This window comes from Nonomuraea sp. SBT364 (assembly GCF_001083785.1).
GTDB lineage: Bacteria > Actinomycetota > Actinomycetes > Streptosporangiales > Streptosporangiaceae > Nonomuraea.
This window is the reverse complement of record NZ_LAVL01000036.1, coordinates 37,793-49,959: the sequence shown is the minus strand read 5'-3', so window position 1 is coordinate 49,959 and position 12,167 is coordinate 37,793. Positions and strand designations below refer to the sequence as shown.

General features: G+C 69.3%; 15 protein-coding genes and 1 pseudogene. 9 read left to right on the top strand and 7 right to left on the bottom strand.

Annotated features, from left to right (window positions below):
- Positions 1-75: 75 nt before the first annotated feature.
- Complete coding sequence (locus tag ADY59_RS50095; RefSeq protein ID WP_156325582.1) at positions 76-390, bottom strand: DUF6355 family natural product biosynthesis protein; 315 nt, start codon at positions 388-390, stop codon at positions 76-78.
- 370 nt (positions 391-760) lie between these two features.
- Here ADY59_RS50095 and ADY59_RS48790 point away from each other — a divergent pair.
- From ADY59_RS48790 to ADY59_RS50085, 8 genes and pseudogenes are all read left to right on the top strand, one after another.
- Positions 761-1,487: pseudogene (locus ADY59_RS48790) on the top strand (transposase family protein).
- Between the two features lie 318 nt (positions 1,488-1,805).
- Positions 1,806-2,513: a hypothetical protein gene (locus ADY59_RS18530; RefSeq protein ID WP_049563747.1), complete on the top strand. Its 708-nt coding sequence runs from the start codon at positions 1,806-1,808 to the stop codon at positions 2,511-2,513.
- A gap of 92 nt (positions 2,514-2,605) precedes the next feature.
- Positions 2,606-3,121: a MauE/DoxX family redox-associated membrane protein gene (locus ADY59_RS18525; RefSeq protein ID WP_049563745.1), complete on the top strand. Its 516-nt coding sequence runs from the start codon at positions 2,606-2,608 to the stop codon at positions 3,119-3,121.
- Positions 3,121-3,630, top strand: a complete 510-nt coding sequence (locus ADY59_RS18520; protein ID WP_049563744.1) for a TlpA family protein disulfide reductase — start codon at positions 3,121-3,123, stop codon at positions 3,628-3,630. Before ADY59_RS18525 ends, ADY59_RS18520 begins: the two co-directional genes overlap by 1 nt.
- Positions 3,627-4,058, top strand: a complete 432-nt coding sequence (locus ADY59_RS18515; RefSeq protein WP_049563743.1) for a S26 family signal peptidase — start codon at positions 3,627-3,629, stop codon at positions 4,056-4,058. The genes ADY59_RS18520 and ADY59_RS18515 overlap by 4 nt, the downstream gene beginning before the upstream one ends.
- Positions 4,048-5,928, top strand: a complete 1,881-nt coding sequence (locus tag ADY59_RS18510) for an ABC transporter ATP-binding protein (RefSeq protein WP_063780698.1) — start codon at positions 4,048-4,050, stop codon at positions 5,926-5,928. The genes ADY59_RS18515 and ADY59_RS18510 overlap by 11 nt, the downstream gene beginning before the upstream one ends.
- Positions 5,901-6,062, top strand: coding sequence for a hypothetical protein (locus ADY59_RS50090; RefSeq protein ID WP_156325581.1), 162 nt, complete (start codon positions 5,901-5,903; stop codon positions 6,060-6,062). Before ADY59_RS18510 ends, ADY59_RS50090 begins: the two co-directional genes overlap by 28 nt.
- Positions 6,063-6,086: 24 nt before the next feature.
- Complete coding sequence (locus ADY59_RS50085) at positions 6,087-6,272, top strand: hypothetical protein (protein ID WP_156325580.1); 186 nt, start codon at positions 6,087-6,089, stop codon at positions 6,270-6,272.
- A 65-nt stretch (positions 6,273-6,337) separates the two neighbouring features.
- Here ADY59_RS50085 and ADY59_RS18505 read toward each other — a convergent pair whose 3' ends face one another.
- From ADY59_RS18505 to ADY59_RS18495, 3 genes are all read right to left on the bottom strand, one after another.
- Positions 6,338-7,084, bottom strand: coding sequence for an AfsR/SARP family transcriptional regulator (locus tag ADY59_RS18505; RefSeq protein WP_082310201.1), 747 nt, complete (start codon positions 7,082-7,084; stop codon positions 6,338-6,340).
- A 54-nt stretch (positions 7,085-7,138) separates the two neighbouring features.
- Complete coding sequence (locus tag ADY59_RS18500; RefSeq protein WP_049563741.1) at positions 7,139-7,711, bottom strand: TetR/AcrR family transcriptional regulator; 573 nt, start codon at positions 7,709-7,711, stop codon at positions 7,139-7,141.
- 298 nt (positions 7,712-8,009) lie between these two features.
- Positions 8,010-8,402 carry a winged helix-turn-helix transcriptional regulator gene (locus ADY59_RS18495; RefSeq protein WP_049563740.1) on the bottom strand — a complete coding sequence of 131 codons (393 nt, stop codon included), beginning with the start codon at positions 8,400-8,402 and terminating at the stop codon, positions 8,010-8,012.
- A gap of 97 nt (positions 8,403-8,499) precedes the next feature.
- On the opposite strand from ADY59_RS18495, the gene ADY59_RS18490 reads away from it, so the two are divergent.
- The gene (locus ADY59_RS18490; RefSeq protein ID WP_049563739.1) at positions 8,500-9,387 is read left to right on the top strand and encodes an NmrA family NAD(P)-binding protein; all 888 of its coding nucleotides are present in this window, start codon (positions 8,500-8,502) and stop codon (positions 9,385-9,387) included.
- A 182-nt stretch (positions 9,388-9,569) separates the two neighbouring features.
- Here the strand turns inward: ADY59_RS18490 and ADY59_RS18485 are convergent, their stop codons facing one another.
- The 3 genes from ADY59_RS18485 to ADY59_RS18475 form a co-directional block, all read right to left on the bottom strand.
- Positions 9,570-10,232, bottom strand: coding sequence for a hypothetical protein (locus ADY59_RS18485; protein WP_049563738.1), 663 nt, complete (start codon positions 10,230-10,232; stop codon positions 9,570-9,572).
- Positions 10,233-10,236: 4 nt separating this feature from the next.
- Positions 10,237-10,836, bottom strand: coding sequence for a hypothetical protein (locus ADY59_RS18480; RefSeq protein WP_156325579.1), 600 nt, complete (start codon positions 10,834-10,836; stop codon positions 10,237-10,239).
- A gap of 124 nt (positions 10,837-10,960) precedes the next feature.
- Positions 10,961-12,151: an acyl-CoA dehydrogenase family protein gene (locus tag ADY59_RS18475; protein ID WP_231618771.1), complete on the bottom strand. Its 1,191-nt coding sequence runs from the start codon at positions 12,149-12,151 to the stop codon at positions 10,961-10,963.
- Positions 12,152-12,167 lie beyond the last annotated feature (16 nt).

Below are 12,167 nucleotides of genomic sequence, written 5' to 3'. Positions count from 1 at the left end.
CAAACTCGTACACCACTCCCGTGGACGCAACCCGAGTCTCGGGAGGCCGCCATGTCGCGCGGACGTTGGCCGTCGTTACACGGCCCACGCGTACAGGGTGCGAATGTTGCCACACCATGCCTCGATATCGGTAACGCCTCGATAGACGGTGTACGGTCCGCAGTCCCACCAGAACGAGTTCTCTACCATGATCTGCACCGAGTTGTTCGGGCCGCAGTGGTTGTACTTCGCCCGCCGGTCGGGGGTTTCTGTGAAGTGGTTGTAACCACATTTGTACGCCGCGGTGTTACCGGTCGCCGCCGTCTTGGCCGATGCTGGCGAAGCGCCACTCAGCAAGGCTCCGACCATCAGTACTCCGGCCAAGCCTGCGGCAACTCTCTTCGCTCTCATGCACACTCCTGAATCCTGCCGATTCTCGAACCCGCACAGTCTGCCATTCCACCTGTCATGCCGATACGGGCAATGCGGCCAAAGTGTGTTGCTTCTCTGCCAGTCGCCGACGGGATGTCGATGCCGAATGACCGGACCAGGGCCGCGTCGAGCGACAAGTACGGCCGTTACCCTCCGCTGGACGCATGAGAGCCCCAGTGACCACCGGCGGGCCTTCGGCGTTCATGACTGAGGCTTTCCAACCTGATCGCGCAGGTCAGCAGGGGCGGTGTCGGGACCGGTTGGCATGAGAAGAGGCTCCCGGTAAGACAGCAGTCGACCAAGATTCGATGCCCCAACCGGGAGCCTCGCTGCGTCTTACCGTGCCTCGATTCGGCTGCCCAACCACACCCGGGCCCGCCTGGCCGAACTCGTCCGCACACAGCGGGCCGAACGAGGCTGCCGATGGCGGCGGTTAGGCCCGGCCCAGCAAGCGCTGCCGGTCCTGGCCCATCTGCGTAACGGCGACACCTACGCACGCCTGGCGCTACGTCCGCGAAGCCGTGGACCTTGTGGCCGTCCTGGCCGACGACGTGCACGCCGCCACGGCACGAGCGGGCCGGTCGGCCCACGCCATCCTGGACGGCACACCCATCCCGATCGGCCGCCTCGCCGATGAGCGGCCGTACTACAGCGGGAAACACAAGAAACACGGGATGAACGTGCAGCTGCTGGCCCATCCGGTGGGCCGGCTGGTGTGGGCCTCGCCCGCGCGTGCGGGTGCTGTTCACGACGTGACCGCCGCTCGTACGATGCCTGATCGACGCCCTGACCAGCGCCGGCGTCAAGACCTTCGCCGACAAGGGCCATCAAGGCGCGCAGGCGGCACCATCCGCACGCCGTTCAAGCGGCATCGCCACCGACGATGGCTGTCACGCCGGCAGCGAGCGGTCGACCACGCCCATGCCCGCATCCGCGCCATCGGCGAGCGCGCCGTCGCCACCTCGAAAAACCTGGAAGGTACTGACCAAGCTGCGCTGCTGCCGCATCGCGCGACCACGCTCGTGCAAGCAATCCTCGTGCTGCAGCTCATCGAGGAGGGCCTTTACCCAGGATGAAAAAGGCTCCATGTCGAACGAGCACGTCGACGTTCGATTGCTGTAATCCGAGAAGGCGACTGCCGATGTCCGGCAAACATAAGGCCCAGTTCCGTCTCCGTCAGGCCGGAAATGCGGCGCCCTCAAATGAAGTGGTCGCGAGAATAGATGATTCACGGCACTTTATGCCGTGCGGGCGCCATCATAGTCCGAAGGCTCCAAGTGATCAGCGGGCATTCGGCCATGTCGATGTCCAGGCCGGGATGGCTCTGTCGCTCGTACCGGTGGGTCGGTATGATCACGCCATCCGTCCCGTGTGACCCCTCAGGCAGGACCCCTGTGCGCCCCGTGCCTCCGCCGCCCGTCATCAGTTACCAGGACTGGGGATTCCTCTGCGGAATCCTGGCCGCCAGGACGACGGAGGAGCTGACGTCGCGCCCCTTCGTCCCGAGCCCCGCACGCCTGGCACCCGGGGAGCGGGCTCTCCTCGTGGGGCCGGCGCAGCGCCACACCTGGAAGCCGCAGAGCGCTGTCGCGTACAGGCGGGACAACATGTTCGCCTTCGGGTCGCTCTCCTTCGTCGTCGCCGCGCACGCGATCAACGAGGCCGCCAACGCGATGAGGAAGAGCAAGGCGAGGGCGGAGGCGCAGGGACAGTGGGTGATCGACGGCGCCGGGCCGCTGACGGTCACCACGCACGGCGCCCACTTCACGCACCCCGACACCTGGGCGCATTTCGCCTGGGGGAGGGCCGAGTTCTGCGACATGGACGCTGCCGACCTGTTCCAGATCCACATGGTCGACGACATGACGGGTCACCGGATCGGGCTGAGGTTCCGGACCATCTGGGCGCCGTTGGTCTTCGTGCTCACGGCGTTGTCCTCGCAGCCCGGGCATCCTCGGCTGCACGATCGTTCGTGGGTGCCGCCTCACCTCGCGCATGTTCATCCAGAGGTGCCCGCACTGGTGGCTGACGTGGCGCTCAAGCTCGCCACGGGGCAGGAACTGCCGCTGGACCAGGCTCGCTATCGCGGCCTGCGCGGCTGACGACGCTCGGGGAGGGGGCTGGGACCCCTCTGGCGCATGCGGGCTAGTGGCGCGCTAGGGGCGGGCTAGCGGGGCCGGGAAGCATCCGAGGCGTGGATCTCCTGCTTGTCGCGTGCCAGGTCCTGATCGGGTCCGTGTTCGCCGTCGCCGCGTTCACCAAGCTGCGCAGCCGCGCGGACCTGCGCTCGTTCGCGTCGACCCTGGTGATGGTGCCGGAGCGGCTGCGCCTTCCGGTGGCCGCGGTGGTGGCGGCGGGTGAGGCGGCGACGGTCGCTCTCATGGTGATCCCGGAGATCGGGCTGGTCCTCGGCGGGATCATGCTCGGCGCGTTCAGTGTGGTGATCGCCGTGAGCGCCCGGCGGGGCGCGCGGGTGTCCTGCCGCTGCTTCGGCCCGTCCGTGGTCTCGCTCGGCTGGGTCCACCTGGTGCGGAACGCGCTGCTGCTGGTGGTGGTGGCGCTGGGCGGGATGGCGCTGACCTTGACGAGCGGGCCACCGGCCGCGGCGGCGCTGGCGGTGGCGATACCGGCCGGGCTGGTGGGGGCGGTCGTGCTCGTCGCCTTCGACGACATCGCCGGGTTGTTCATGAACAGAACGGGGAGTGTGTGATGCAGTACCTGATCGCCGCGGTCGTGCTGATCGGTCTCCTGTGCATGGTGAACATGCTGCTGACCATCGGCGTGATCCGCCGGCTGCGCAGGGAGAGCTCGCCGTCGATGCCGGCGGAGGGGCTCCTGCCCGGCGAAAGGGTCCCGGAGTTCGCCGCCATGACCACGAGCGGCGAGCCGATCTCCGGTGAACTCCTGGGCGCGCCCGCGCTGGTCGGCTTCTTCTCCCAGGGCTGCCAGCCCTGCAAGGACCTGCTGCCGCTCTTCGTGGAGCGGGCGCGCGGCACGTCGGACGGTGTCCTCGCCGTGGTCGTCGCCGGCCCCTCCGAGAACCCGGAAGCCGACGTCGAACGGCTCGCGCAGGTGGCGCAGGTCGTCAAGGAGGCGCCCCAGGGCCCTCTGCAGAGGGCGTTCAAGGTCAGCGGGTACCCGACGGTCATCACGATCGGCGCCGGGGACACGGTCGTCAGCAGCGGCCACATCATGCCCGACGAGGTCACGGCGCCGTGAGGCGGGCGCTCGTGGTGGCGGCCTGCGGCGTCGCGGGGCTGGCCCTGCTGGCTGTACGGCTGCGCGCGACGTACGTGGTGATCCGCGTCCACGGCAGCAGCATGGCCCCGACGCTGACCCACGGGGACCGGGTGCTGTCCCGGCGTACGGAGCTGGCGGCGTTGCGCAACGGGCAGATCGCCGTCGTGGCGAGTCCTCGCCCGGACGGTAGCGGCTTCCTGATCAAACGTGTCGCGGCCGTGCCCGGCGATCCGGTTCCGGAGCAGGTGCGGCGGGTGGTCGCCGACGACGTCGTGCCGGCCGGGCGGTTCGTCCTGATCGGTGACAACACCGAGGTCAGTTTCGACTCCCGCGAGCACGGCTTCTTCCACGCCGACGATCTCCATGCCGTCACCGTCAGGAAGCTGGAGCTGCAGCATGGCCGTTGACGGGGTGCGCCTGTCCGCCTCGGCGCGTGAGGCCGCGGCGACCGGCTGGAGCGGCGCCGCCGCCCCCATGATCGGGTACGGGGTCACCCTGCTGGGCATGGCCACGGCGCCGGTCGCGGTGGCGTGGCTGACCAAACTGGTCATCGACGGCCTCACCGGGGCGGCCTCCCTGGCCGAGCTGCTGGCCCTGGCCGCGGGGCTGGCCGGCACCGGGGTGGTCGCCGCGATCCTGCCGCACTGCTCGCGCTATCTGGGCAGCCAGATCGGCCGCGCCATGACGGCCACCACGACGGACCGGCTCTTCGCCGCGACGGCGCGATTTCCCGGGCTCCGGCCCTTCGAGGATTCGCGCTTCCTGGACCGGCTGCGCCTGGCCGAGGACGGGACGTCCAGGGCCGACGGCATCGTCACCGAGGCGTTCGGCCTGGTCCGCTCCGCCGTCACCGTTACCGGCTTCGTCGGGTCCCTGCTGGTGATCAGCCCCGCCATGACGCTGATCGTGCTGTGCGCCGCCGTACCGGCACTCATCGCGCAACTGAAGCTGTCGCGCCGGCGGACGACCTTGATGTGGGAGATCGGTCCGGCGGAGCGAAGGCAGCTCTTCTACAGCACTCTGCTCAGCACGATCGAGGCGGCCAAGGAGATCAGGCTCTTCAACCTGGGCGGGTTCCTGCGCGGCCGCCTCATGGCCGAGCTGTCGACGACTCACGAGGCCAAGCGGCGGATGGACCGCAAGGAGCTGTCGGCCGAGGGGCTGCTCGCCCTGCTGTCCGCCGTGGTGGCCGGAGGCGGGCTCGTGTGGGCCATCGCCGCGGCCCGGACCGGCACGCTCACCGTCGGGGACGTGTCGATGTTCACCATCGCCGTCGTCGCCGTCCAGGGCGGGCTCGACACCCTGGTCAGCGGCATCGCGACGACCGACCACAACCTGCGGCTCTTCGGCCACTACGTGGCGGTCATCAGGGCCGAGCCCGACCTCGTCGTGCCTGCCGACCCCGCGCCGCTGCCGCGGCTGCGCCGGGGGATCGAGCTGCGCGACGTGTGGTTCCGCTACAGCGACGACCATCCCTGGATCCTGCGCGGCGTCGACCTGTTCATCCCGTACGGCGCGGCCGTGGCGCTGGTCGGGCTCAACGGCGCGGGCAAGAGCACGCTCGTCAAACTGCTCTGCCGGTTCTACGACCCGAGCCGGGGAGCGATCCTCTGGGACGGGGCCGACCTGCGCGACGTCCGGCCGGAGGCGCTGCGGGAACGGATCAGCGGCGTCTTCCAGGACCACATGACCTACGACTTCTCCGCCCGCGACAACATCGGTGTGGGAGACGTGGACGCCCGTGACGACCTGAACCGGATCCGCGCCGCCGCGCGGAAGGCCGGGGTGGACGAGCTGCTGGCGGCCCTTCCCCGCGGCTACGACACGCTGCTCACCCGGATGTTCGCCAGCGAGGAGGACCGCGAGGACTCCTCGACGGGCGTCGTGCTCTCCGGCGGCCAGTGGCAGCGAACCGCCCTGGCCAGGGCCTTCCTCCGGGACGACCGTGACCTGATGATCCTGGACGAGCCGAGCTCCGGCCTCGATCCCGAGGCCGAGGCCGACGTGCACGCCCGGATGCGCCTCCACCGCGCCGGCCAGACCAGTCTGCTCATCTCCCACCGGCTGAACACGGTGCGGGACGCCGACCTGATCGTCGTCCTCAAGGACGGCGGCGTCGCCGAGCGGGGAAGTCACGACGACCTCATGGCGGTGAACGGCACCTATGCGCGCCTCTTCCGCCTCCAAGCCCGCGGATATCACGAATCCGCGCCCAGTGGACCCGAGGCATCGAAGGAGGTGAAGACAGAATGCTGGACAAGCTCATCGACCGGTTGATTCCCACGGCCAAGGCTGACGCGGCGTGCACCCCGAGGTGCGTGCAGATCAGCTACGACCCGAACACCGGCTGCTACAAGATGCGGTGCTACAACCGTGACTGCAGCTACCGCACGGTCACCCTGTGCGAGTAACTCCCCGGAGAAGAGGTGGGACCGATGAAGTACATCACCGCCTTGGCGGACCGGATCGTCGCCTTCGCCGTACCGGCGGGTGACGCGCAGGCCGCCTGTACTGCTCGTTGCATCATCGACCACACGACCTGCACCGGCAGCATTTGTTGTGCCTACTACAAATGCTGGCGGAGCGACTGCTCGGTCTACTGGCGAAAGCGATGCGCCTAGGTTAGTAAAGGGACGGCCCTCTGGCAGGCTCCGGCCAGAGGGCACCCTGGTACGAGCGGGCGGTGTCAGAACGACGCGCCCCGGAGTATGTCCTGATGCTGCCGGCGTAGGTGGTCGGCCGGTTCGACGCCGAGTTCCGTGCTCAGGATGTCGCGCATGCGCCGGTAGGCGGCGAGCGCTTCGGCACGGCGGCCGAGCCCGGCCAGGGCACGCAGCAGCATCCCCCACAGTGACTCACGGAGAGGGTGGGCCTCGACGAGGCGTTCCAGTTCCGGGATGACCCGGTTGTGGAGGCCGAGCCGCAGTTCGGCTTCCACCCAGAGCTCGGACGCGGTCAGGTGCACCGCGTCCAGACGGCGGCGCTCACAGCGGACGGTTTCGACGTCGATCTCCGGCGCCAGCGGGCCGCGCCACATGTCCAGCGCCTCCCGCAGCAGAACGGCCGCCACCGCGGGGCTGCCCGCGGTCAGGGCGTCCGTTCCCCGGGAGAAGTGCTGCTCGAACGCCCTGATGTCGACGGCTCGATCGGGGACGATGAGGGTGTAGCCGTGCCCGTGGGTGTTCAGGGTGACACCGTGGGCGGCGAGCGGCGCCAGCGTGCGTCGCAGGCGGTATACGTACGTCTGCAGGCTCGCCTTGGCCGTGGCCGGTGGCCTGTCCGGCCAGAGCTCCGTCATCAGTCGATCCACGCTGACCACTCCGCCCGGCCGCAGCATGAGAACGGCGAGGATGGCCTGCTGCTTCGCGGCCCGGACGTCGATCGCGCGGCCCCCGCCGTCGACCACCGACAGGCGCCCCAACAGTTGGAACATCGTGCACCTCCGATCGCCAGTGTGATCGCGGTGGGTATGTTCCAGGTATGACCGTCAGGCGAGCGCGGCTGTCAAGAGCACCTCGACCAGGCCGCGCGCCCGTTTGGCGGGGCCCTCGGGGCCGAGGGACTGGCCGGAGGCGTTCAGCCCTTCGAAGACCAGCGTGAGGTGGTCGGCCAGAGCGGCCGGGTCGCGGACCCCGAGCCGGGCGGTCAGCTCGCCGATGCTCTCGCGGAACCAGGCTTTGGCCGCGACCGCGTTGCGGTGCGCGGGCAGGTCGCGGTCGGGGAACTCGGCCAGCGTCATCTGCAGCGCGCAGCCGCGGAACTGCTCGGAGGCGACCTGCCCGTACACCGTGTCGAAGACCGCCAGGATCTGCTCGCGCGGGTCGGGGCCGGCGGCCGCGACCGCCTCCGCGAACGTCTCGCGGAACTCCCCGGCGGCGTGTTCGACGTACGCGCCCACGAGGCCGTCCTTGGAGGCGAACAAGCGGTACAGGGTCGTCGGCGCGACGCCGGCCTCCGTCGCGACCAGGTCGACGCCGGTGGCCCGGATGCTCTTCCAGTAGAACAGCCCGCCGGCCACGCGGAGCACGTGGTCCCTGGTCTCAGCGGCAGGTCGTTGCATGGTTGCTCCTCACGCGGCACCCGTTGGCGGGCGTTCCCTGATCGATGTTAGGGATCGTTCCCCTACAGCTTAGTCCGTGGGTGAGCTTCCCTTGACGCCGCTCAGGCCTAGAGCTGGTGCAGGGCCGCGTGGTCGGGCTCGGCGGCGCCGCCGTCGAGATGGGCCCGCAGGGAGTCGATGCGGCCTGCCCGGTTGCTCCTGGTGCGCTCGACCCACGCGCCCGCCTCTTCCCGCGGGCCGGGTCCAGGCGGGAGAGGGCGGCGCTGCGCCTCGTGCCGGTACGCTCCCGCTCGGCGGGCTACAGGTGGTCCCGGTCCCAGGCGCCGCGGGCGGTGGTGATGGCGTCCTTGTGGTCGCGGGACCAGTCGGCCAGCGCGGACACCATGCCCGCCAGGCTCTCGCCCATCGGGGTGAGCCGGTAGTCGGTCTGCGGGGGGATGGTGGGGTAGACGGTCCGTTCGACCAGTCCGTCCCGGCACAGCCGTTTGGTCGTCAGCGTGAGCATCCGCTGGGAGATGCCGGGGATCGCCCGTTCCAGCTCCCGGAAGCGGCGCGTCCCCTTGGACAACTCGACGAGGACCAGCACGGTCCAGCGATCGCCGAGCCGGTCGAGCACGTCGCGGATCCCGCAGTCGTCATCGCCGCACGGGCCAGTGACCTGTGGGCTTACCGCCGTGTTCGTGGCTGACACGAAAGTGCCTCCTTACGGGCCGTTCGTCCGGTGTGGATGATCGATGCGTTCCCGATCCGCATCAACACTGATCTGCATCAACACCTAGGAGCGTCAAATGATTCTCGTCACCGGTGTCTCCGGCGGCCTCGGCGGCCTGATCCTGCGCGGTCTCTCCGGCGAGGACGATCTGGAGGTGGTCGGCGGCACCCGCTCGGGTGACGGAGTGAACGCGCGCCGGATCGACTTCGACGACCCGGCGTCGCTCGCCGGCGGATTCCGGGACGTGGACGTCCTCGTGTTCGTCTCGGCCGGATACGCCGAGGACGACGTGGTGCTCGCCCGTCATGGCGCCGTGGTGGACGCGGCGGAGGCGGCGGGCGTCCGGCACGTCGTCTACACCAGCCTGGCGGGCTCGGGCGACCTGATGACGATCGCGCTGCCGCACCGCTGGACCGAAGCGCGCCTGGCCGCCGCCTCGTTCGAGGTGACGGTCCTGCGCAACGGGCTCTACACCGAGGTCCCGGTCGGGCTGGCCGCGGCCGCCGCCGCGTCGGCCGGTGAGACCGGCGTCTTCGCCGCGCCGTTCGGCGGCGGAAGCGTGTCGGTCGTGGCGAAGGAGGACCTGGCCGACGTCGCCGTCCGGGTCGCCGCGGAGAGCGGGCGCGACCTGGCCGCGGGCCGCCGCAGCCGCCACGCGGGCAGGACGTACGAGCTGGAAGGCGTCGAGGCGGTCGGCGGGCAGGACATCGCCGAGGTGCTGAGCGACGTGCTGGACCGGCCGGTCGGCTACCAGCCGGTCTCGCTGTCGACGATGCGGGAGGTGCTGGCCGGGAGCGGCCTGGAGCCGTACCAGATCACCCACACGCTCTCGCTGTTCTCCAACCTCGGCGCCGGATACCTCCAGGCCCACCGCACCGACCTGGCCGACCTCCTGCCGTCCACCCCCCGGCCCGTGCGAAACCAGATCGCCCGGGCCGTCATGAGCGCGGCCGGAGCCTCCTGACCGGGGTCCAGTGGATGGTGGAAAGGGAGTCGGTCGGGCGTTCGGTTGATAGAGGACGGCCGTGCTGCCGTCGTGCCGGACAGCGTAGTGGCCTTCCATCAGCACCCGCCGCGAGCAGTCGCGGCGCCGGTCGGTACGGCTCCAGCAGTTGGAGGGATCCAACGGTCTGGCCCGACGGGTACTCAGATGAGCCAGATGGAAGGACCGTCCTTCGAATAGTCGGTCCGGATCTTCTTCCATTTCGCCCTGAAGAAGCGGATGAACCACGCCTCCGTAACCAGGGTGAGCAATGCCAGGACGATCAGGATCGGGAGCCACGGAAGTTGTGTCGCCAGGTCACGCAGCAGGGCGATGAGAATGGTGAACCCGGTGACGGTGGCCGCCCAACCGGTGCCGAGGAGGAGCAGCACGACGGACAGGTAGGGGTAGGTCATGTGCACGGAATTGCCGATCAGGGCGCTCTCCCAGTACATCGCCCTTTCGAGGCCCGCCGCTCGGTTGATCCGCTTCTCCAGGTCGGACAGCCACTTCCCGGCGCGCTGAGAGCGGTTGTACTCGCCCAGCCAGATCATCAATCCGACCTTGGCTATCTGCGGAACGAAGATCACTCCAGTGATTCCCGTCAGCAGGCTGGGCGACTCGATACTCACGAGGGCGGCGGTGATCAGAGCGACGGCGCCGAACATGAAGTTGGCGATGATCACCCGGTTGTTGATGGCATTCAGGCTTTCCTGGCGAAGCCACTCGTATTCGGTGAGCATGACCTGGAGAGGCGCATTCTTGTCGATCGGCCCCGTCCGGCCGGTCGAGTCGATGGCTTTGGCGTCGCGGCGGAATGGGCGCATAAGACTACTCCAGGTGGGGTCTCATGCTTCGGTGGAAGGGCTCCTCTCCGTCCATCGAATGATGGAGGGTCTCGAAGCCCAGGGAGGCCGCCCGTGCGAGATTGTGCGCCCGGTCGTCGATCACCAGAGTGGTGTTGGGGTCCACCTCGTCGGCTGCCAGCTCGAACAGGCCCGCGCCGGGGCTCGACTTGGAGACGCCGCGCAGGTGGGACAGGAAGTCGAGGCGCGCGTCCGCATGGTCTTCCAGCCCGAGCAGCCGCAACTGCTTCGGATACCAGAACGCGGTGTTGTCGCTGATGAAGCCCCACTCGATATCGAATCGTACAAGGAGCTCGAAGAGGGCTGCGGAGTCTTGGTTGACCTTGAGCGCTTCCTTTTCGGCGGCGTCGACGAGGTCGCCAGGAACCGGGGTGCCGACGGCCGCTTCGAACTCGACCCAGTAGTCGCCTTCCCGGCGCGTGGACAGCGAGAACTGCGGCCATAGGGCATCGCCGGCTGAGGCGGCGGTCGCGCGGTCCAGCCCCAGGCGATCGGCCAGACCCAGCCGAGGGGTCAGGACGATGGCCTGCCATGGGTCGGATGTGAGGACGCCGCCGATGTCCACGAGGACGCTCTTTATTCTGGGCACTTCGTGTCGCTTCCGGGTGGACGAAATCCGACGGCTCCACAGTCAAGCTACGCCCGCCGGAAACGGCGGGCAAGGGTCCGGCAGGCGAGGCGCATCGGAGCTAGTGGAAGGCCGGGAGGCCGGTGAGGGCCTTGCCGAGGACCAGGGTGTGGATCTCCGAGGTGCCCTCGTAGGTGAGCACCGACTCCAGGTTGACCGCGTGCCTGATCACCGGGTACTCCAGGGTGATGCCGCTGGCGCCGAGGATGGTGCGGCAGGTTCTGGCGATGTCCAGGGCCTCGCGGACGTTGTTGAGCTTGCCGGCGCTCACCTGCTCGGGGGTGATCGTGCCGGCCTCCTTGAGCCGGCCGAGGTGGAGCGCGAGCAGCATGCCCTTGCCCAGCTCCAGGGCCATGTCGGCGAGCTTCTCCTGGGTGAGCTGGTAGGAGGCGAGCGGGCGGGCGAACACCTCGCGGGAGGCGGCGTAGTCCAGGGCCGTCTCCAGGCAGTCGAGCGCCGCCCCCATCGCGCCGAAGACGATGCCGAAGCGGGCCTCGTTCAGGCAGCCGAGCGGCCCCGACAGGCCCCGCGCGCCCGGCAGCATCGCCTCGGCGGGCAGCCGGACGCCGTCGAGCACCAGCTCGCTCGTCACGCTGGCACGCAGCGACACCTTCCGCTTCAGGTCGTGGGCGGTGAAGCCGGGGGCGCCCGCCGGGACCAGGAAGCCCCGCACGCCCTCGTCGGTCCTGGCCCACACGACGGCGACGTCGGCCACGGAGCCGTTGGTGATCCACATCTTGGTGCCGTTCAGCACCCAGTCGGAGCCGTCGCGCCTGGCGGTGGTCCGCATGCCGCCCGGGTCGGAGCCGAAGTCGGGCTCGGTGAGGCCGAAGCAGCCGATGCGCTCCCCGGCCGCCATCGGGGGCAGCCATTCGCGTTTCTGCTCCTCGCTGCCGTACTTCCAGATCGCGTACATGGCCAGCGAGCCCTGCACCGACACCAGGCTGCGCAGGCCCGAGTCGGCCGCCTCCAGCTCCAGGCAGGCCAGGCCGTAGGAGACGGCGCCCAGCCCGGCGCAGCCGTAGCCGTCGAGGTGCATGCCGAGGACGCCGACCGAGCCGAGCGTGCGGGCGAGCTCGCGGGCGGGCAGTTCGCCCGTCTCGAACCAGCCGGCGACGTGCGGCCGGATCTCCTTGTCGCAGACCTGGCGCACGGCACGGCGGATGTCGCGCTCCTCGTCGGTGAGGAGGCCGTCGATGGCGAACAGCGTCGAGGGATGCACGGCGAAGCCCTTCCTGTATTTTGGATCCAAAATCCAAATATGTCAT

Bases quoted from the DNA above. Each gene is read 5' to 3' on its own strand.
- ADY59_RS18510 (WP_063780698.1), top strand. From the start codon at position 4,048: ATGGCCGTTGACGGGGTGCGCCTGTCCGCCTCGGCGCGTGAGGCCGCG.
- ADY59_RS18505 (WP_082310201.1), bottom strand. From the start codon at position 7,084: ATGTTCCAACTGTTGGGGCGCCTGTCGGTGGTCGACGGCGGGGGCCGC.
- ADY59_RS18485 (WP_049563738.1), bottom strand. From the start codon at position 10,232: ATGCGCCCATTCCGCCGCGACGCCAAAGCCATCGACTCGACCGGCCGG.
- ADY59_RS50085 (WP_156325580.1), top strand. From the start codon at position 6,087: ATGAAGTACATCACCGCCTTGGCGGACCGGATCGTCGCCTTCGCCGTA.
- ADY59_RS50095 (WP_156325582.1), bottom strand. From the start codon at position 390: ATGAGAGCGAAGAGAGTTGCCGCAGGCTTGGCCGGAGTACTGATGGTC.
- ADY59_RS18490 (WP_049563739.1), top strand. From the start codon at position 8,500: ATGATTCTCGTCACCGGTGTCTCCGGCGGCCTCGGCGGCCTGATCCTG.
- ADY59_RS18520 (WP_049563744.1), top strand. From the start codon at position 3,121: ATGCAGTACCTGATCGCCGCGGTCGTGCTGATCGGTCTCCTGTGCATG.
- ADY59_RS50090 (WP_156325581.1), top strand. From the start codon at position 5,901: ATGCTGGACAAGCTCATCGACCGGTTGATTCCCACGGCCAAGGCTGAC.
- ADY59_RS18500 (WP_049563741.1), bottom strand. From the start codon at position 7,711: ATGCAACGACCTGCCGCTGAGACCAGGGACCACGTGCTCCGCGTGGCC.